The 17,503-nt window shown below is 72.1% G+C and carries 19 protein-coding genes and 1 pseudogene; 7 read left to right on the plus strand and 13 right to left on the minus strand.

What is annotated here, in order from left to right:
- The first annotated feature begins 369 nt into the window (after positions 1-369).
- Positions 370-1,116, plus strand: a complete 747-nt coding sequence (locus tag IEZ12_RS06195; RefSeq protein ID WP_189271156.1) for a dienelactone hydrolase family protein — start codon at positions 370-372, stop codon at positions 1,114-1,116.
- A gap of 59 nt (positions 1,117-1,175) precedes the next feature.
- Positions 1,176-1,586 carry a DUF4259 domain-containing protein gene (locus IEZ12_RS06200; RefSeq protein ID WP_189271157.1) on the plus strand — a complete coding sequence of 137 codons (411 nt, stop codon included), beginning with the start codon at positions 1,176-1,178 and terminating at the stop codon, positions 1,584-1,586.
- A 7-nt stretch (positions 1,587-1,593) separates the two neighbouring features.
- Here IEZ12_RS06200 and IEZ12_RS06205 read toward each other — a convergent pair whose 3' ends face one another.
- The 7 genes from IEZ12_RS06205 to IEZ12_RS06235 all read right to left on the minus strand — a co-directional run bounded on the left by IEZ12_RS06205 (position 1,594) and on the right by IEZ12_RS06235 (position 6,297).
- Positions 1,594-1,917: a hypothetical protein gene (locus IEZ12_RS06205; protein ID WP_189271158.1), complete on the minus strand. Its 324-nt coding sequence runs from the start codon at positions 1,915-1,917 to the stop codon at positions 1,594-1,596.
- 81 nt (positions 1,918-1,998) lie between these two features.
- The gene (locus IEZ12_RS06210) at positions 1,999-2,688 is read right to left on the minus strand and encodes a spermidine synthase family protein (RefSeq protein ID WP_189271159.1); all 690 of its coding nucleotides are present in this window, start codon (positions 2,686-2,688) and stop codon (positions 1,999-2,001) included.
- 79 nt (positions 2,689-2,767) lie between these two features.
- Positions 2,768-3,622 carry an amino acid ABC transporter permease gene (locus tag IEZ12_RS06215; protein ID WP_189271160.1) on the minus strand — a complete coding sequence of 285 codons (855 nt, stop codon included), beginning with the start codon at positions 3,620-3,622 and terminating at the stop codon, positions 2,768-2,770.
- Positions 3,619-4,263: an amino acid ABC transporter permease gene (locus tag IEZ12_RS06220; RefSeq protein WP_189271161.1), complete on the minus strand. Its 645-nt coding sequence runs from the start codon at positions 4,261-4,263 to the stop codon at positions 3,619-3,621. Before IEZ12_RS06220 ends, IEZ12_RS06215 begins: the two co-directional genes overlap by 4 nt.
- Before the next feature lie 13 nt (positions 4,264-4,276).
- A complete protein-coding gene (locus IEZ12_RS06225; RefSeq protein WP_189271366.1) occupies positions 4,277-5,137 on the minus strand; it encodes a glutamate ABC transporter substrate-binding protein in 861 nt (286 codons plus the stop codon).
- Positions 5,138-5,278: 141 nt separating this feature from the next.
- Positions 5,279-6,007, minus strand: a complete 729-nt coding sequence (locus tag IEZ12_RS06230; RefSeq protein ID WP_189271367.1) for an amino acid ABC transporter ATP-binding protein — start codon at positions 6,005-6,007, stop codon at positions 5,279-5,281.
- A gap of 41 nt (positions 6,008-6,048) precedes the next feature.
- Positions 6,049-6,297, minus strand: a complete 249-nt coding sequence (locus IEZ12_RS06235; protein ID WP_189271162.1) for a LapA family protein — start codon at positions 6,295-6,297, stop codon at positions 6,049-6,051.
- 298 nt (positions 6,298-6,595) lie between these two features.
- Here IEZ12_RS06235 and IEZ12_RS06240 point away from each other — a divergent pair, with 298 nt between their 5' ends.
- Positions 6,596-7,471 (plus strand): aldo/keto reductase, encoded by an 876-nt coding sequence (locus IEZ12_RS06240; RefSeq protein ID WP_189271163.1) that lies wholly within the window; start codon positions 6,596-6,598, stop codon positions 7,469-7,471.
- Between the two features lie 201 nt (positions 7,472-7,672).
- Here the strand turns inward: IEZ12_RS06240 and IEZ12_RS37790 are convergent, their stop codons facing one another.
- Positions 7,673-8,473, minus strand: coding sequence for a MarR family winged helix-turn-helix transcriptional regulator (locus IEZ12_RS37790; protein ID WP_229847289.1), 801 nt, complete (start codon positions 8,471-8,473; stop codon positions 7,673-7,675).
- 508 nt (positions 8,474-8,981) lie between these two features.
- Between IEZ12_RS37790 and fabG the strand changes: the two genes are divergently transcribed.
- The 4 genes from fabG to IEZ12_RS06270 all read left to right on the plus strand — a co-directional run bounded on the left by fabG (position 8,982) and on the right by IEZ12_RS06270 (position 11,726).
- On the plus strand, positions 8,982-9,767 hold the full coding sequence (fabG, locus tag IEZ12_RS06255) for a 3-oxoacyl-ACP reductase FabG (RefSeq protein ID WP_189271164.1): 786 nt from the start codon (positions 8,982-8,984) through the stop codon (positions 9,765-9,767).
- 105 nt (positions 9,768-9,872) lie between these two features.
- Positions 9,873-10,064: a hypothetical protein gene (locus IEZ12_RS06260; RefSeq protein ID WP_043913050.1), complete on the plus strand. Its 192-nt coding sequence runs from the start codon at positions 9,873-9,875 to the stop codon at positions 10,062-10,064.
- A gap of 294 nt (positions 10,065-10,358) precedes the next feature.
- Positions 10,359-11,369 (plus strand): phosphatase PAP2 family protein, encoded by a 1,011-nt coding sequence (locus tag IEZ12_RS40495; protein WP_373295445.1) that lies wholly within the window; start codon positions 10,359-10,361, stop codon positions 11,367-11,369.
- An 81-nt stretch (positions 11,370-11,450) separates the two neighbouring features.
- Positions 11,451-11,726: a DUF6343 family protein gene (locus IEZ12_RS06270; protein WP_100586784.1), complete on the plus strand. Its 276-nt coding sequence runs from the start codon at positions 11,451-11,453 to the stop codon at positions 11,724-11,726.
- Positions 11,727-11,731: 5 nt separating this feature from the next.
- Here the strand turns inward: IEZ12_RS06270 and IEZ12_RS06275 are convergent, their stop codons facing one another.
- The 5 genes and pseudogenes from IEZ12_RS06275 to IEZ12_RS37805 form a co-directional block, all read right to left on the minus strand.
- Complete coding sequence (locus IEZ12_RS06275; protein WP_189271165.1) at positions 11,732-13,123, minus strand: aspartate aminotransferase family protein; 1,392 nt, start codon at positions 13,121-13,123, stop codon at positions 11,732-11,734.
- Complete coding sequence (gene dxs / locus IEZ12_RS06280; RefSeq protein WP_189271166.1) at positions 13,120-15,069, minus strand: 1-deoxy-D-xylulose-5-phosphate synthase; 1,950 nt, start codon at positions 15,067-15,069, stop codon at positions 13,120-13,122. The genes IEZ12_RS06275 and dxs overlap by 4 nt, the downstream gene beginning before the upstream one ends.
- Before the next feature lie 126 nt (positions 15,070-15,195).
- Complete coding sequence (hpnH, locus tag IEZ12_RS06285; protein WP_043913054.1) at positions 15,196-16,221, minus strand: adenosyl-hopene transferase HpnH; 1,026 nt, start codon at positions 16,219-16,221, stop codon at positions 15,196-15,198.
- Positions 16,222-16,224: 3 nt separating this feature from the next.
- Positions 16,225-16,905 (minus strand): phosphorylase family protein, encoded by a 681-nt coding sequence (locus tag IEZ12_RS06290; protein ID WP_043913056.1) that lies wholly within the window; start codon positions 16,903-16,905, stop codon positions 16,225-16,227.
- Positions 16,902-17,503: pseudogene (locus tag IEZ12_RS37805) on the minus strand (prenyltransferase/squalene oxidase repeat-containing protein); the annotation flags it as partial. The pseudogene IEZ12_RS37805 and the gene IEZ12_RS06290, both read right to left, overlap by 4 nt.

Consider the following 17,503-nt stretch of genomic DNA (forward strand, 5'->3'; position numbering starts at 1 on the left):
CCCCCCGGCCGACTTCAACCCCTTCGGCGCACCCGCACCCGCACCGGCCGCCGCACCCGCCGCCCCGCAGGCCCCGCCGGCCACCAGCCCCTTCGGCTGAGGCTGATCCGCACCCCATGAACGGCGAGCCCGCCCCGGGCTCGCCGTTCTGCGTCCCCGGGAAGCCCGACGCACGGTCAACCACCCGCAGCCGAGCACTGGTTGGCCACTGGCCCCGGGCTCCACCCGTCGGTTAGGTTGACGGTCATGACGACCGGGACGGCCTCGCGCCACTCACGAATCGGCGACCCGGTGCTCCGCTGAGCACCGCCCGGACCGTGCCCGGCCCGCCGCCGGAACGGCATCCTCGCGCTCACGGCAGGAGAACCGATGTCCGCCCAGCCACGCACCGAACTGCTGCAGATCCCCACCCCGGACGGCCACGCCGACGCGCTGGCCGCCTTCCCCGACGGAGGCGGCCGCCACCCGGGGGTGCTGATGTACCCGGACGGCTTCGGCCTCCGGCCCGCGCTCCGCGAGCTGGCCTGCGAGTTGGCCGGCCACGGGTACTTCGTGCTCGTCCCCAACCTGTTCTACCGGCACGGCCCGGCGCCGGTGGTCGCGCTCCCCCCGTACATCGGGGCGGACCAGCGGGCCGAGGTCTTCGCCCGGGTCATGCCGTTGGTCACTGCGCACACCCGCGACCGCGCCCTGCGCGACGCCGACGCCCACCTGCGGTTCCTCGCCGCTCGGCCCGAGGTCGTCGCCGGACCGGTCGCGGTGACGGGCTACTGCATCGGCGGTCTCCAGGCCGTCCGCACCGCCGCCGCCCACCCGAAGCGGGTCGCCGCCCTCGCCGCGTTCCACGCTCCGGTGGCGGTGGACGGGCCCGGGCTGTTCGCCGAGCTCACCGCCGAGGTCCATTTCGGCCACGCGGCAAGCGATCTGACGCCCGAGACCCTCGCCGGGCTCAACCGCTCCCTGGACGCCGCCGGGATCACCCACACCTCGGAGATCTACCCGGGCACCGTCCACGGCTTCACCATGTCCGACACCGACGCCTTCGACCCCGCCGCCCTCCGGCTCCACTGGGACCGCCTGCTCCCCCTCCTCGCCCGCGCTCTGCCCACCGCCTGACCCGCGCTGTCAGCGCCCCCTGTCAAGATCCCCATGCACCCCACCCGGAGGAGATCACCATGGGCGCCTGGGACATCGGGCCGTTCGACAACGACCACGCCGCCGACTTCGCCGGCGAGCTCGACGACACTGCCCCGGAGCGGCGCGAGGACCTGATACGTGCCGTCTTCGGCGTCGCCCTCGGCGAGTTCGACGACCTGGACGCCGACGACGGGGACCGGATCATCGCCGCGGCCGCCCTGGTGGCCGCGCAGTGCCCGGGCGGCACACCGGTCGACACCGCGTACGGGCCGGAGCAGCCGCTGCCGGTGTTCGCGCCGGCGACGCGTCGGCTCGCGGCGGACGCGTTGACGGGCGTGCTCGGCGAGGAGTCCGAGCTGGCCGAGCTCTGGGAGGAGACGGACGAGGGCCCGGCCTGGCGTCAGGCGGTGGAGCGGCTGCGTGCCGTCCTGTCCGGCGCCGCTGCCTGACGTCGCTTCAGGCCGCGCCGCGCTCGGCGTCGATCTCCTCGGCCAGCACCGCCATCCGGTACAGCGCGACGAAGTACCGGGAGGCGTAGCTGTCGGTGCCGAAGGCCGGCAGCAGGTCGGCGAGGAGCTCGATGCGGCAGCGCAGGTGTTCGCGGTGGCGGGCGCCGAGCGGCGGGCCGTCGAGGACGTTGGAGGCGAAGCCGACGAGGGCGGTGTCCAGGGTGACCAGACAGGTGCCTTCGGGCTCCCGGTCGTACCAGCCGGTGGGGAACCTCATGGCGCTGAACTCGTCCCAGAGGCACGCCAGGAGGTCGGTCTTCTCGTCCGCCATGATGATGATCATGCCGCACCGAGGCCCTGCTGGGAACGCGTTACGTACACATGTTCGGCACGAATCCGGCAGTCGGCGGTGTCAGGCGGCGCGGCGGGCCAGGTGCACCGCATCGGGCACGCCGCGCTCGACGGCGATCTCCTCGGTGCGGACGTCGGTGAACCCGGCGTCCCGCAGCGCCCGTTCGAAGGCGGCGGACGGCCGGGCGCTCCACACTGCGAGGACGCCGCCGGGCCGGAGCCGGGCGGCGGCGTTGGCCAGGCCGACGGGGCCGTACAGCGCGTCGTTCTCCTCCCCGACCGTCCAGTCGGGGCCGTTGTCGATGTCGAGGCAGAGCGCGTCGTAGCGGTCCTCGGCGGAGGCCAGGTACGCCACCAGGTCGGTGTGCAGCACCTCGACCCGCGGATCGTCCAGCGCACCGGCGGAGAACGCGCCGAGCGGCCCCGCCCGGTGCCAGTCGATGATCGCGCCCTCCCGCTCGGCCACGGCGATCCGCCCCCACCGGGGCTCGGCCGCGGCGTGGGCCAGCGAGAAGCCGACGCCGAGCCCGCCGATCAGCACGCTCGGGCCCGGCACCGCGAGCTCGTCCAACGCGGCCTGGATCAGCAGCCGTTCGGAGCGCCCGTCGGCGGTGTCCATCAGGAAGCAGCCGTTCGCGATGATCTCGTACTGCTCGCCGCGCCGCCGCAGCACCACCTCGCCGTACGGACCCTCTCGCCGGTCGATCACTTCGGCCACGGGCAGGCCCTGACGGCTGGGCAGCACTGACATCCGGTCACTCCCGGTCGACGTACGGTAACGGACCCACCCGACCCTAACCGATGGCGACGGCCCGGTCACCGCAGTTTTCCTACCCCTGCGCGTCCAGCACCGGACCGGCGTCGGCGACCGGCGTCGCCCCCTCGCGCGGGCTGCGCCGGCCGCGCCGCTCCAGCCACTTGGCCAGCCAGGACAGCAGCAGACACATGCCGATGTAGATCGGGGTGATCACCATCACCACGGGGATGAACGGCAGGTCGTAGTCCAGGTTGGTGGCGATCAGCTTCCCGGCGTGCAGGAACTCCTCGTAGGTGATCAGGAAGCCCAGCGAGGTGTCCTTCAGCGCCACCACCAGCTGGCTGACGATGGTCGGCAGCATCGACCGGACGGCCTGCGGCACCAGGACGTACGTCATCACCTGGGTCTTGCGGAGGCCGAGCGCGAACGCCGCCTCCTTCTGCCCCTTGGGGACGGCCAGCACGCCGGCCCGGAACACCTCGGCCAGCACCGAGCCGTTGTACAGGGTGAGGCCGGCCACCAGCGCCCACAGCGGTTCGACCTTGAGGGCGACGAAGATGAAGAAGATCATCACCAGCAGCGGCATGGCCCGGAAGAACTCCACCACCAGGGTGGACACCCAGCGCACCGGCCGGTGGTCGGAGAGCCGCCCGGCGGCGAACAGCGCGCCGAACGGGAGCGCGAACAGCACCGTCCAGCCGAACGCCTTCAGGGTGTTGCCGAGGCCGCGCAGCAGCAGCTCCTGAACGCCCTTGTACTGGAAGGCCGTCCACTTGGCGTAGGTGAACTGGTTGGTGTGGAACAGCATCCAGATCACCCAGCCGACCACGGCGGCGATCACCACCAGCGCCAGGATGCCGTACAGCCGGTGCCGGGCCAGCGCCTTGGGCCCGGGGACGTCGTACAGCGCGGAGGACTCCACCGTCATCGGGACACCGCCACCCGTCGCTCCAGCACGTTGAAGAGGGCGCTGATCGCCAGCGTGATGATCAGGTAGCCGACTGCGATCCAGACGAAGGTCCAGACGATGTTGTAGCCCAGCTCGTTGATGGTCCGGTAGGTGCCGAGCAGTTCGACCACACTGAACGAGCCGGCGATCGCCGTGTTCTTCGCCAGCGCGATCATCACACTGCCCAGCGGGGCGACCACCGCGCGGTACGCCTGCGGCAGCACCACCAGGCTCAGCGTCTGACCGAACGTCATGCCCAGGCTGCGGGCCGCCTCACCCTGCCCCGTCGGCACCGTGTTCACCCCGGAGCGCAGCGCCTCGCAGACGAACGCCGAGGTGTAGCAGCCCAGCGCCAGCACGGCGAAGGTGAAGAACGGCAGCGTGATGTGGAACCGGGGCAGGCCCAGCACCACGATGAAGAACAGCAGCGTCAGCGGGGTGTTCCGGAGCACCGTCACCCACCCGGTGCCGAAGGCCCGCAGCGGCTTCACCGGCGACACCCGGAAGCCCGCGATCAGCACCCCGAGCACCAGCGCCAGCGCGGCGCTGGCCAGGGTCAGCCAGAGGGTGCCGAGGAAGCCGTGCCAGTAGGTCGACCAGTTGCTGGTCAGGACGTTCATCCGCGCCCCCTGCTCATTGGTACCGGTTGATGGCCGGGGGCGGCGGCGCTGGCACCCCGGAGAGGCCGAGCGTCGCGTCGTACGCCTTCTTCCAGTTGCCGTTGTCCATGTTCGTCTGCAGCGCGTCGTTGATCGCCATCCGCAGCACGGTGTCGTTCTTGGGGACGCCGATGCCGTACGGCTCGGTGGAGAACGGCTCGCCGACCATCTTCAACTCGTCGGGGACCTTGGCCACGTAGCCCTGCAGGATCGCGTTGTCGGTGGTGACCGCGTCCACCTGACCGCTGATCAGGTTGTCCACGCACGCCGAGTAGGTGTCGTACCCGACCAGCTCGGCCTTCGGGTAGTCGGTCTGGATCCGCTGGTACGGGGTGGACCCGGCAGCCGAGCAGACCTTCCGCCCCGCCAGGTCCTGCGGGCCGTTGATCTTCGTCTCGTTCTTGCGGACCATCAGCGCCTGCCCGGCGATGAAGTACGGGCCGGCGAAGCCGACCAGCTTCTTGCGGTTGTCGTTGATGGTGTAGGTGCCCACGTAGTAGTCGACCTGGCCGTTCTGCAGCGCGGTCTCCCGGTTGGCGGAGGCGATGGTGCGGAACTCGATCCGGTCGGGCGCGAAGCCCAGATAGGCGCCGACCATCTTGGCGATCTCGATGTCGAAACCGGAGTACACACCGGTGGCCGGGTTCTTCTGGCCCAGGTACGGCTGGTCCTCCTTGGCGCCGACCACCAGGTGGCCGCGGGCCCGGGCCGCGTCCAGCGTGGGCGAGCCGGTGATGGTCTCGGACCGCACCTGGTAGCTGGGCAGCGCGCTGGGCTGCGGACCCTTCGGCGGCGGGGTGCCCTCCTTGCCGCAGCCGGACAGCACCGAAAGCATCGCCAGCACTGCCAGCACCGCCAGGACGGCCGGAGCCAGGACCGCCGGAGCCCCGGCGACCGGAGCCCCGGCGGCCGGGCGGGGCAGCGCGGCGGGCCGCGCCGGCCCGCGCAGGATGTACCGCTGGTTCACCGCGCCGCCTCAGTGCTTCAGGATCTTGGACAGGAAGTCCCGGGCGCGCTCGCTGCGCGGGTCCGCGAAGAACTCCTCGGGGACGCGGTCCTCGATGATCCGGCCGTCCGCCATGAACACCACGCGGTTGGCGGCGGAGCGCGCGAAGCCCATCTCGTGGGTGACCACCACCATGGTCATCCCCTCGGCGGCCAGCGAGCGCATCACCTCCAGCACCTCGTTGATCATCTCGGGGTCGAGCGCCGAGGTCGGCTCGTCGAACAGCAGCGCCTTCGGGTCCATCGCCAGCGCCCGGGCGATCGCCACCCGCTGCTGCTGGCCGCCGGACAGCTGCGACGGGTACTTGTCCGCTTGCGAGGCCAGCCCGACCCGCTCCAGCAGCGCCCGCCCCTTGGACTCGGCCTCCGCCTTCCCGCGCTTGCGGACCTTGATCTGGGCGAGCGTGATGTTCTGCAGCACCGTCCGGTGCGCGAACAGGTTGAAGGACTGGAACACCATCCCGACCTCGGCGCGCAGCTTCGCCAGGCCCTTGCCCTCGGCGGGCAGCGGCTGCCCCTCGATCAGGATGTCGCCGCTCTCCACCGGCTCCAGCCGGTTGATCGCCCGGCACAGCGTGGACTTCCCCGACCCGGACGGGCCGATCACCACCACGACCTCGCCCCGGCCCACCGTCAGGTCGATGTCCTGGAGCACGTGCAGCTGCCCGTAGTGCTTGTTCACCCGGCGCAGCTCGATCAGCGGCTCCCCGGCCGGCCGCCCCGCGTCCTCCTGCGGCGCCGTCACCGGTCGCGCCGGCCCTTCAGCAGCCAGCCGAGCGCCGCGCCCGCGACCAGCGTCGCCAGCAGGGCGATCCACAGCGGGCAGGTGACGGTGAAGACCCAGAACTGGATCTTCACCTTGTCCAGGTTGGCGAACAGGAACCAGACCGCCAGCACCACGATGACGCCGATGCCGATCCAGCGGGTCGGGATGCCGCCGATCTCGCCGCGCTGGCCACTGGACGGAGAACCACCTGAAGTCTTGGTCACCCTGGCAGTCTGCGCCCGGCCCGCACGCCGACCCCCGCACCACCACCGCCGGGCCTGCCCATTCACCCGTCCGGCCCACCCTCCCCGGACCGGCGGCGCCGCATGTGATGCACACCACACCCCTTGGTGCGACCCGGATTCGGCCCCCGCGGCGTTTCATCCATCGGGGGGAACTCCGAGGAACTCGACCACCTCGGGAATACCCCGTTGTTCGACCCGGTTGCCGCCCTCTTGGAAACACCCGCGCAGCACCGCTGCACACCGAAGACCATGCACAACCGAAGGGCACCCCGTACTCGTGACCAGCACTTCCGCAGGACCTTCGATCCCCTCGATCACGCTGAACAACGGCGTGCGGATCCCGCAGCTCGGCTTCGGCGTCTGGCAGGTGCCGGACGCGGAGGCCGCCCCGGCGGTGGCCACCGCGATCGAGGCCGGCTACCGCTCGATCGACACCGCCGAGATCTACGAGAACGAGACGGGCACCGGCCGGGCGATCGCCGAGTCCGGCGTCGACCGCGACGAGCTGTTCGTGACCACCAAGCTGTGGAACTCCGGCACCCTCGACTGGTCCGGCGAGCAGGGCCGCGACCGGGTGCTGCGCTCCTTCGACGAGTCGATGGCCAGGCTCGGCCTGGAGCAGCTGGACCTGTACCTGATCCACTGGCCGCGTCCGATGCGCGGCACCTCCTACCTGAACGTCTGGCGCGCCTTCGAGCAGCTGCTCGCCGACGGCCGGGTCCGCGCGATCGGCGTCTCCAACTTCCGCGTCCCGGACCTGGAGCTGCTGCTGAAGGAGACCTCGGTGGTCCCGGCGCTGAACCAGGTCGAGCTGCACCCGTACTTCCCGCAGGCCGAGCTGCGCGCCCTCCACGCGGAGCACGGCATCGCCACCGAGGCATGGAGCCCGCTGGGCCAGGGCGGCGACCTGCTGGCCGAGCCCGCGCTGCTGAAGATCGCCGAGAAGCACGGCCGCTCGACGGCCCAGGTGGTGCTGCGCTGGCACCTGCAGAGCGGCGTGATCGCCATCCCGAAGTCGGTCACCCCGGCCCGCATCCGGGAGAACCTGGACGTGACGGGCTTCGAGCTGGACGCCGAGGACCTCGCGGCGATCGCCGCCGTCGAGACCGGCAAGCGGATCGGCCCCGACCCGGCCGAGTTCGACTGGAGCTGACGCCCCGCGTTCGCCCGTGGAACTGACGTCGCATCAGTTTCGGCTGACGCTCCATCAGCACGGAGCGTGACGACCGGAACAACCCGGAAGGGGCCGACACCTGACGTGGTGTCGGCCCCTTCCGGAGCGTCCCGAGCGGTGCCGCGTGCCCGTCGGAGCGCGATCGCCGCCCAAAAAATTGGACGACGCTTTGCAGAATCGTTACAGCCGAGCCGCCTTGGCGAGCAGCGCCAGCGCCGGCGCGTGCTCGTGCGGCTCCAACGGAGCGAGCAGCGCTTCCTGGACCTCACGGACCCCGGCGGTGGAGCGGTGCAGCAGCTCCTGGCCGGTCGGGGAGAGCGAGAGCAGGTTGCGGCGCCCGTCCGAGGGGTCGCGGCGGCGCAGCACCAGGCCGCGTCGCACCAGCCGGCTGACCATCTCGGCCATCGTCGCCTTGTCGAGCGACGCCAGCTCGCCGACCGTGCGCTGGTCGGCGCCCGGTTCGGTCTCCAGCGCGTCCAGCACGGCGTACTGAGGAGCCGTCAGTTCGGTGCCGACCTTCTCCGACCAGAGCTTGGTGTGCACCTGCTGGGCGACCCGGATCAGGTAGCCGATGGCCCGCTGGGCGTCCAGCGTGGGCCGGGCGTCGGCCATCACGGCGACGGCCGCCGGCTCCAGCCGGGCGATCCGCGCCATGGTCCGGACGAGTTCCAGCTGTTCGTCCGGGCTGAGCGGCTCGAACAGGGTCCGCTGGACCCGGACCACGCCGCCGGTCGCCTCGCGCACCGCCTGGGCGCCGCTCTGCGAGAGCGCCAGCAGCTTGCGCCGACCGTCGGCGGGGTCGCGGCGGCGGAGCACCAGGCCCCGCCGGACCAGTCGGGCGACCATTTCGGCCATCGTCGCCTTGTCGAGCGAGGCCCGTTCGCCGACCGTGCGCTGGTCGGCTCCGGGCTCCAGTGCCAGTACCAGCAGCACCGCGAACTGCGGAGCTGTCAGCTCGGTACCGACGTATTCGGACCACAAGCGGGTGTGCACCTGCTGGGCCACTCGAATGAGGTGGCCGGGCGACTGCTGCAGTCGGCCGGGCACACGGGTTGTCGGGATCTCCCCCAGCACCATGAAATCCGTCCCGGTGTCACGCTCGGGATGTGTGTGGGACACCCGAGCGGGGCAGTAACGGCGAGTGAGCATCCCGCTGTGAGTAAGGACGCGCCGGCCGTGCAGCCGGTGGCTGCTGGCGCACACTATACAAACGGTCGGCCTGGACCGGCAGGTAGGGGCGCAGAGTAGTCGCAGGTTCGGCAAAGTTGGCATATTTCCCCCGTATGTCGGGACCACGACCAACCTGGTTCACCCGCTCGGCCGCCGAACGCCCTCACCCTCTGTCACCTGCGGCGCTGCCTCTGGCCGGAATTTCTACTCGCCGGTAGGGTTGCCGCGCTGCGCGCTGCGCACCTCATTCAAATCTCATCCGCGGGTCACCGGCCCGGGCCGGTCCCGTCGTCCGATTCCGAGAGAGACGAGTACGAAGATGACCGAGCAGAGCACGTCCGTGACCGCCGACGCTCCGGTGCGGGTGGCCGTGGTGACGGGTGCGGCCCGTGGGATCGGCGCCGCCACCGCGCTCCGGCTGGCGGCCGACGGCTACGCGGTCGCGGTGGTCGACCTGGAGGAGTCCACCGCGAAGGGCACCGCCGAGGCGATCGTCGCCGCGGGCGGCCGCGCGCTGGCCGTCGGTGCCGACGTCTCGAACGCCGAGCAGGTGCAGGCCGCGGTGGACCGGATCGCCGCCGAGCTGGGCACCCCCGTGGTGCTGGTGAACAACGCGGGCGTGCTCCGCGACAACCTGCTCTTCAAGATGTCCGAGTCCGACTGGGACACCGTCATGAACGTGCACCTCAAGGGCGCCTTCCTGATGACCCGCGCGGTGCAGAAGCACATGGTGGCCGCCGGCTTCGGTCGGATCGTCAACCTGTCCTCCTCCTCCGCGCAGGGCAACCGCGGCCAGGCCAACTACTCGGCGGCCAAGGCCGGCCTGCAGGGCTTCACCAAGACCCTGGCCATCGAGCTCGGCAAGTTCGGCATCACCGCCAACGCGGTCGCCCCCGGCTTCATCGCCACCGACATGACCGCGGCCACCGCGGCCCGGGTCGGCATGGAGTTCGAGGCGTTCAAGCAGGCCGCCGCCTCGGCGATCCCGGTGCAGCGGGTCGGCGTGCCGGACGACATCGCGCACACCATCTCCTTCTTCGCCTCCGAGGGCGCCGGCTTCGTCTCCGGCCAGGTCGTCTACGTCGCGGGCGGCCCGCTCGACTAGTCGCCGACGGGTTCGTGGTGCGCCGCCCACGGCGCGGGTCCAGACTCGACGTGCAGACCTCCCGCCGCCGTCCCCCGGCGGCGGGCGTACCCACGGAGGATCTTGATGACCGATTCCACGGACAGCGACTCCAAGCCGACTCCGGACAGCCGACTGCACACCGGGGCGGAGAACCCGGTGGACCCCATCGACCTGGTGCAGGCCACGGGGCGCGACGTGACGGAGAAGCGGCTCGCGCAGGCGAAGAAGGACCTGGAGGAGCACGGCGCGGCAGCCGTCGAGAAGGTGCTGCCCTGAACCGCACCGCGCCGTCCGACCCGGCGGTCGATTTCCCGGAAGTGACCTGCGTCACGGGAAATCGACCGCCTCTTTCGTTCCCGCACCACCCGCCCGGCAATTGGAGAAACCCGGGGTAAACGGCGCCCGGAAGCGTTCGGGAGGGTGATTTCGCCCACTCCCCTCCGCTTTCCTGCCCCACCCTGTGCCCGTTGAACTGCCCGTATGGGGAAAGTGCGGACAACCGATCACCGGCGGGTGACAGATCGTCCGAATAGCCCGGGCCGCTCCGGGCCAGCCGGTAATGTCGAAGGCGTGCCAGCCAAGCCCGAATCCCCCGTGCCGCGGATATCGACCGCGCCGCGCACGGTTCCGATCCAGTCCGAGCGCGATTCCGTCACCACGACGACCGAATCCGCACTCTCCTCGATCAGTCGGCGGCACGCTCTGCTCTTCGGCATCACGGCCGTGCTCTACCTGGCGGTGGTGCTGGCCATCATGCTGGACTCACCGCTGGTCGACCTGGACTGGGCGCTGCAGCAGCTGCGCCCGTACAAGCAGTGGCCGCAGGCCCTGCCGTACCTCGACATCTGGGTGATCGCCGGGCAGCGCGGTCCGACCGCGATCGCGGCCTGCCTGTGGCTGGGCTGGCGCTGCTACCGCACCCACTCGTCGCGGCCGCTGCTGGTGATGGGCATGGCGCTGCTGCTGTTGAACGTCACGGTGGGCGGGGTGAAGATCCTGACCGGTCGGTTGGGTCCGCACTACGCGCACTACGTGGGCTCGCCCGAGCTGTTCTCCGGCGGCACCATCTTCCCGTCCGGGCACACCGCCAACGCCGTGGTCACCTGGGGCGTGCTGGCCTACCTCGCGGTGCGCTGGCGGCGGACCGGCACGGTGCTGGCCGCGCTCACCGCGGCCTCGATCGGCCTGACCACCGTCTACCTGGGCACCCACTGGATATCCGACGTGTTCGCCGGCTGGGCGGCGGGGGCGCTGGTGCTGCTGTCGCTGCCGCTGGCCGAGCCGGCCGTCGCCGCGCTGGACGAGCGGGTGCTGGCGGTCTGGCACCGCGAGGGCAGGTTCGCCCGGCCCGCCCCGGTGCCCCGGCCGAAGCCGGCCACCGCGCACTGGGCGGGCCGCCCGCTGCCGGTGCGCCCTCAGCCCGCCCAGGCCCGTTCCACCACCCCGGCGCGCACCGTCAGGTTGAGCCGCTCGGACCGGTACTCCATGGTGAGCAGCGCCTCCGGCTCCACCGCCCGCACCGTGCGCCAGCCGCGCTCGGCGGCCAGCGCCCGGGCGCGCTCCACCGGCAGCCCCAGGTAGTCGTCCAGCCGGTCTTCCATCACTCCGCCTCCCCGCACCCGACAGTCCTACGCTGGAAGGGTACGAGGGAGGCGGTGGCGCATGCGGCGCGCGAAGACTCCGAAGGTCTGGCGGAGCGGGACGGAGCCGGCCACCGCGCGCACCGACCTGAAGCTGCGTTTCCTGCTGTCGGTGCTGTTCCTGCCGTTCTTCGCGCTGTGCACCGCCGGGTTCGCGGTCTGGGCGGGCTTCGCGTCGCCGCACGGCGCGCCCAGCAGCGGGACGCTGATCGTCTTCGCGGTGGCCTGCGGGGTGCTGACGCTGGTGGCGGCGGCGGACCTGTGGGTCGTGGTGCGCCGCCGCCGGACCGAGCTGTAGCGCGTTCACCGCGAGCCGACGGCCTGCTTGACCAGGGTGCGGCCGAAGTCCCACATCAGGCCGCTGCCGCGGTGGGCGTCGTCCATCACCTCGGTGAAGGCGTCCAGGAAGCGGTCGACCTCCTTCTCGGTGATGATCAGCGGCGGGATCAGCTTGATCACTTCCAGGTGGTCGCCGGAGACCTGGGTGAGGATCCGGTGCCGCTGCAGCAGCGGGACCACCACCATCTGCGCGAACAGTCCCTTGCGGGCGGCCTGCAGCGCCGTCCAGCCGGTGCGCAGCTTGAGCGACCTGGGCCGGCCGAACTCGATGCCGATCATCAGCCCGCGGCCGCGCACCTCGGCGAGCAGTTCGTACCGGTCGACCAGCGCGGCGAGCCGGGAGCGCAGCAGCTCGCCGACGCGGGCGGCGTTCTCCACCACCTTCTCCTGCCGCATCACGTGCAGGGTGGCCAGGCCGGCGGCCATCGCCTGGGCGTTCGAGCCGAAGCTGGCGGAGTGCACCAGCACCCGGTCCATCGAGGAGTACACCTTCTCGAAGATCCACGACCTGCCGAGGGTGGCCCCGATCGGGACGTAGCCGCCGGACAGCGCCTTGGCCGCGCACACCAGGTCGGGCTGCACGCCCTCCTCGGCCTGGAAGGCGAAGAAGGCGCCGGTGCGGCCGACGCCGGTCTGCACCTCGTCGCAGATCAGCAGCGCCTTGTGCTCGCGCAGCAGCTGCTGGGCGGCGGCCAGCCAGCCGGGCGGCGGGGCGAGCACGCCCTTGCCCTGGATCGGCTCCACGATCAGCGCGGCGACGTCGCCCTTCTTCAGCTCCCGCTTCAGCGCGCCCAGGTCGCCGAGCGGGACGGCGGTGTCCGGCAGCAGCGGGTCGAAGCCCTTGCGGAAGCCGCTCTCGCCGTTGACGGACAGCGAGCCGGTGGTGAGGCCGTGGAAGGCGTGGTCGCAGTACAGGACGCGGCGCTTCCCGGTGGCGTACCGGGCGAACTTGAGCGCCGTCTCGACCGCCTCGGTGCCGCTGTTGCCGAAGAACACCCGGTCCAGGCCGGGCGCCAGGGCGAGCAGCTGTTCGGCGAGCAGGCCGGGCAGCGGGGAGCAGTCGAAGCGGGTGAGGTCGGCGGTCTCCAGGTCCATCGCCTGCTGGACGGTGGCCCGGACGGCGGGGTGGTGGCGGCCGAGCGCGAAGACGCCGAACCCGGCCAGCATGTCGAGGTACTCGTTGCCCTCGGCGTCGTAGAAGTACGCGCCCTTCGCGCGTTCGTAGGACCGGTCGAAGCCGATGGTGTGCAGCATCCGCGGCAGTTGCGGGTTGAGGAAGCGGGCGTGCAGCTCGTAGCGTTCGCCGCCCCGGGCGGCGAGCAGGGCGGCGAGGTCGAGCGGTTCGGCCTGGGTCACGCGGGTTCGCTCCAATCGGTCAGCGGCATCCGGGTCCGGTACTCCTGGGCGCCGGAGCGGGTTCCGGTCCCGGGCAGCAGGCGGCGGGCGTGGGCGGCGGTCTGGGCGGCGACGCCGGTGCCGGTGAGTCCGATCTCCTCCAGGATCTCACCGCGCGAGGCGTGCGCCAGGAACTCCTGCGGGATGCCGAGGTCGCGCAGCGGGGTGTCGACGTCGGCGTCCCGCATGGCCTGGGCGAGGGCGGCGCCGACGCCGCCGGTGCGGCCGTTGTCCTCGACGGTGACCACCATCCGGTGCGCGCCGGCCAGCTCCACCAGGGCGGGGTCGACGGGCTTGACCCAGCACGGGTCGACGACGGTGGCGGTGATGCCGTCGGCGGCGAGCAGCGCGGCCGCGTCCAGGCAGGCGGCGGCCATCGGGCCGACGGCGACCAGCAGCACGTCCGGGGCGGGGCCGGTGCGGGCGAGCACGTCGACGCCGCCGATCCGTTCGATCGCGGGCGCCTCGGGGCCGAGCTCGCCCTTGGGGAAGCGCACCACGGTGGGCGCGTCCTCGACGGCGACGGCCTGGCGCAGCTGTTCGCGCAGCCGGGCGGCGTCGCGCGGCGCGGCGATCCGCAGCCCGGGGACGACCTGCAGCACCGACAGGTCCCACATGCCGTTGTGCGAGGCCCCGTCGTTGCCGGTGACGCCGGCCCGGTCCAGCACGAAGGTGACGCCGAGCCGGTGCAGCGCGACGTCCATCAGCACCTGGTCGAACGCCCGGTTGAGGAAGGTCGCGTACACCGCGACCACCGGGTGCAGCCCGCCGGTGGCCAGGCCGGCGGCGGAGGCGACGGCGTGCTGCTCGGCGATGCCGACGTCGAAGGTCCGCCCGGGGTAGGCCTTGGCGAACGGGGCGAGTCCGACGGGGTGCAGCATGGCGGCGGTGACGGCGACCAGCTCGGGGCGTTCGGCGCCGAGCGCGAGCATCTCCTTGCCGAACACGGACGTCCAGGAGGCGCCGGCGGACGGCGAGATCGGCAGGCAGGTGTACGGGTCGATCGGGTTCACGGCGTGGAACCGGTCGGCCTCGTCCTGCTCGGCGGGCCGGTAGCCGCGGCCCTTGACGGTGAGGCAGTGCACGATGACGGGGCCGCCGAAGTTGCGGGCCCGGCGCAGCGCCTGTTCGACGCCGGCGATGTCGTGGCCGTCGATCGGGCCGAGGTACTTCAGGCCGAGGTCCTCGAACATGCCCTGCGGGGCGAAGGCGTCCTTGAAGCCCTTCTTGGCGCCGTGCAGCGCGTCGAACAGCGGCGGCCCGACCACGGGGGTGCGCTGCAGGGCGTCCTTGCCCCAGGCGAGGAAGCGCTCGTAGCCCTTGGTGGTGCGCAGCGTGGCGAGGTGGTGGGCGAGGCCGCCGATGGTGGGCGCGTAGGAGCGTTCGTTGTCGTTGACGACGATGACCAGCGGGCGGTCCTCGGCCTCGGCGATGTTGTTGAGGGCCTCCCAGGCCATGCCGCCGGTGAGCGCGCCGTCGCCGATCACGGCGACGGTGCAGCGGTCGACGCCGAGCAGCTGGTCGGCCTTGGCGATGCCGTCGGCGTGGCCGAGGGCGGTGGAGGCGTGCGAGTTCTCGATCAGGTCGTGCGGGGACTCGGCGCGCGAGGGGTAGCCGGACAGTCCGTCCTTGGCGCGCAGCCGGCTGAAGTCCTGCCGGCCGGTGAGCAGTTTGTGGACGTAGGCCTGGTGGCCGGTGTCCCACAGGATGCGGTCGTGCGGGGAGTCGAAGACGCGGTGCAGGGCGATGCTGAGTTCGACCACGCCGAGGTTGGGCCCGAGGTGGCCGCCGGTGCGGGTGACGTTGTCGATCAGGAACGCGCGGATCTCGGCGGCGAGCGACGGGAGCTGTTCGGGGTGCAGTCGGCGGAGGTCGGCGGGCCCGGTGATCCGGCTCAGCAGTGGCATGGCGTACCCCTCACGGCTGTTCGGGTGGGTGGACGGTCGGTGTCCAGCCTGCGGCCCTGCGGTCGCGGTCGCCTGTCGGCGTGGGCCGCCCGCGCCGTCGTGGCGCGGGCGGCCGGTGACGGCAGCTCAGACGGCCTTGGGGGCGGCGAGGGTCTCCCGGGCGGCGCGGATCGACTCCTTGAGCGAGCCCATGGTGGCGAGCACCGCGGTGGGCTCGTACCCGCAGTGGGCCATGCAGTTGTCGCAGCGGGGGTCGCGGCCGCGGCCGTACTTGTCCCAGTCGGTCTTCTCGATGAGTTCCCGGTAGGTGGGGACGTAGCCGTCGGCCATCAGGTAGCAGGGGCGCTGCCAGCCGAACAGCGAGTAGTTGGGAATGCCCCAGGCGGTGCACTCGAAGTCGACCTTGCCTTCGAGGAAGTCCAGGAACAGCGGGCTGTGGTTGAGCCGCCAGCGGCGGCGGTTGCCGCCGGAGAAGGCCTGGCGGAACAGTTCGCGGGTCTGTTCGACGCCGAGGAAGTGCTCCTGGTCGGGGGCCTTCTCGTACGCGTAGGCCGGGGAGATCATCATCTCGTCGACCTTGAGTTCGTCGTTCAGGAAGTCCAGCACCTCGACCACGGTCTGCGGGGTGTCGGTGTTGAAGAACGTCGAGTTGGTGGTGACCCGGAAGCCCCGCCGCTTGGCCTCCTTGATCGCCTCGACGGCCTCCGCGAAGGTGCCCTCCTTGGCCACCGACTCGTCGTGGCGCTCCTGCAGGCCGTCGATGTGCACGGCGAAGGTGAAGTACGGGGACGGGGTGAACAGGTCGAGCTTCTTGCGCAGCAGCAGCGCGTTGGTGCACAGGAAGACGTACTTGCGGCGGGCCACCAGCTGCCGGACGATCTCGTCGATCTGCGGGTGCATCAGCGGCTCGCCGCCCGCGATGGAGACCATCGGGGCGCCGCACTCCAGGACCGCGCCGACCGCCTGCGCGACCGGCATCCGCTGCTTGAGCACCCCGGCCGGGTGCTGGATCTTGCCGCAGCCCTCGCACTTGAGGTTGCAGGCGAACAGCGGCTCCAGCTCGACGATCAGCGGGAACTTGTCCCGGCGCTTCAGCTTCTGCTGCATGAGGTAGGTGGACACGCGGAGGGTCTGACGCAACGGCATGGCCATGGCTTAGCTCGCCTCCTGAGGGAGCGTCGAGGGCTGTGTCGAGGGCTGGGGGGTCGTCGGCGGACGGGGTGCGGCGTTCAGCTGCCGGTGCCACGCGGTGAGGGCGGGGACGGCGGCGCGCAGCGCCCGCCAGGCACGGAACCCGGCGGGCAGGGTGCCGGGGCGGATGAGCTCCCGCTCGGGGGTGTCGACCACCACCCGCAGCACGGCGGCGGGCAGGTCAGGGGCGTGCTCGGCGCGGGCGGCGAGCACCGCGGCGGCCTCCATGTCGACGGCGAGCGCGCCCTCGGCGTGCAGCCGGGACCGTTCGGCGCCGCGTACCACGTGGTCGGCGGTGCGGAGGGTGCCCAGGTGGGCGCGGAGCCCGGCCTCCTCCAGGGCGGTGGCCAGCGCGGGCGCGGCGGTCAGCGGGTGGGTGCGGCCCTCGGCGTCGGTGACCCGGTCGGCGACGATCACCTCGCCGGGGCGCACCCCGGGGCCGACCGCGGCGCCGAACCCGGCGATCAGCAGCGCCCCGTAGCCGCCGACGTCCAACAGGGCGGCGGCCCGGCGCCCGGCCGTCCGCCGGCCCATGCCGGTGCGGGCCAGCACCGGGGGTCCGCCGGCCGCGCCGGACCAGTCGCCGCCGCGCAGCGCCCAGGCCTCGGGGGCGAGCGCGCAGAGCACCAGCAGGGGCTCGGTCATCGCTCGCCGCCCCGGCCGAGCGGCGCGTCGTGCACGTACCGCCCGAGGGCGGTGACCGGGAAGACCAGGCGGTACAGGTGGTAGTTGATGGAGAAGTCCCAGGGGAACCCGGTGCCGGTGAACTGCGGCTCGTCCCAGCTGCCGTCGGGGCGCTGGGTGCGGGTCAGCCAGGCGATGCCGCGTTCGACCGGCTCGGTGTCGCGTTCGCCGGCGGCGAGCAGCGCCATCAGGGCCCAGGCGGTCTGCGAGGCGGTGGAGTCGCCGCGGCCGGCCCAGGTGGCCGGGTCCTCGTAGGAGCGCATGTCCTCGCCCCAGCCGCCGTCGGTGTTCTGGCGGGCCGTCAGCCAGCGGACGGCGCGGCGGACCGAGGGGTGGCCGGGGGCGATCCCGGCGGCGATCAGGGCGGGCACCACGGAGCCGGTGCCGTAGATGTAGTTGGTGCCCCACCGGCCGAACCAGGAGCCGTCGGCCTCCTGGTGCTCCAGCAGCCAGGCGACGCCGCGCCGGGTGCGGGGGTCGCGGGTGCGGCCGGTCTCGGCGAGCATCTCCACCATGTGCGCGGTGACGTCGGCCGAGGGCGGGTCGATGACCTCGCCGA

It is taken from the genome of Kitasatospora griseola, assembly GCF_014648555.1.
Lineage (GTDB): Bacteria > Actinomycetota > Actinomycetes > Streptomycetales > Streptomycetaceae > Kitasatospora > Kitasatospora griseola.

Coding starts and splice junctions, on each gene's coding strand:
- dxs (WP_189271166.1), bottom strand. CDS start 15,069: ATGCCACTGCTGAGCCGGATCACCGGGCCCGCCGACCTCCGCCGACTG.
- IEZ12_RS06220 (WP_189271161.1), bottom strand. CDS start 4,263: ATGAACGTCCTGACCAGCAACTGGTCGACCTACTGGCACGGCTTCCTC.
- IEZ12_RS06260 (WP_043913050.1), top strand. CDS start 9,873: ATGACCGATTCCACGGACAGCGACTCCAAGCCGACTCCGGACAGCCGA.
- hpnH (WP_043913054.1), bottom strand. CDS start 16,221: ATGGCCATGCCGTTGCGTCAGACCCTCCGCGTGTCCACCTACCTCATG.
- IEZ12_RS06195 (WP_189271156.1), top strand. CDS start 370: ATGTCCGCCCAGCCACGCACCGAACTGCTGCAGATCCCCACCCCGGAC.
- IEZ12_RS06205 (WP_189271158.1), bottom strand. CDS start 1,917: ATGGCGGACGAGAAGACCGACCTCCTGGCGTGCCTCTGGGACGAGTTC.
- IEZ12_RS06290 (WP_043913056.1), bottom strand. CDS start 16,905: ATGACCGAGCCCCTGCTGGTGCTCTGCGCGCTCGCCCCCGAGGCCTGG.
- IEZ12_RS06200 (WP_189271157.1), top strand. CDS start 1,176: ATGGGCGCCTGGGACATCGGGCCGTTCGACAACGACCACGCCGCCGAC.
- IEZ12_RS06215 (WP_189271160.1), bottom strand. CDS start 3,622: ATGACGGTGGAGTCCTCCGCGCTGTACGACGTCCCCGGGCCCAAGGCG.
- fabG (WP_189271164.1), top strand. CDS start 8,982: ATGACCGAGCAGAGCACGTCCGTGACCGCCGACGCTCCGGTGCGGGTG.
- IEZ12_RS06225 (WP_189271366.1), bottom strand. CDS start 5,137: ATGCTTTCGGTGCTGTCCGGCTGCGGCAAGGAGGGCACCCCGCCGCCG.
- IEZ12_RS06210 (WP_189271159.1), bottom strand. CDS start 2,688: ATGTCAGTGCTGCCCAGCCGTCAGGGCCTGCCCGTGGCCGAAGTGATC.
- IEZ12_RS06270 (WP_100586784.1), top strand. CDS start 11,451: ATGCGGCGCGCGAAGACTCCGAAGGTCTGGCGGAGCGGGACGGAGCCG.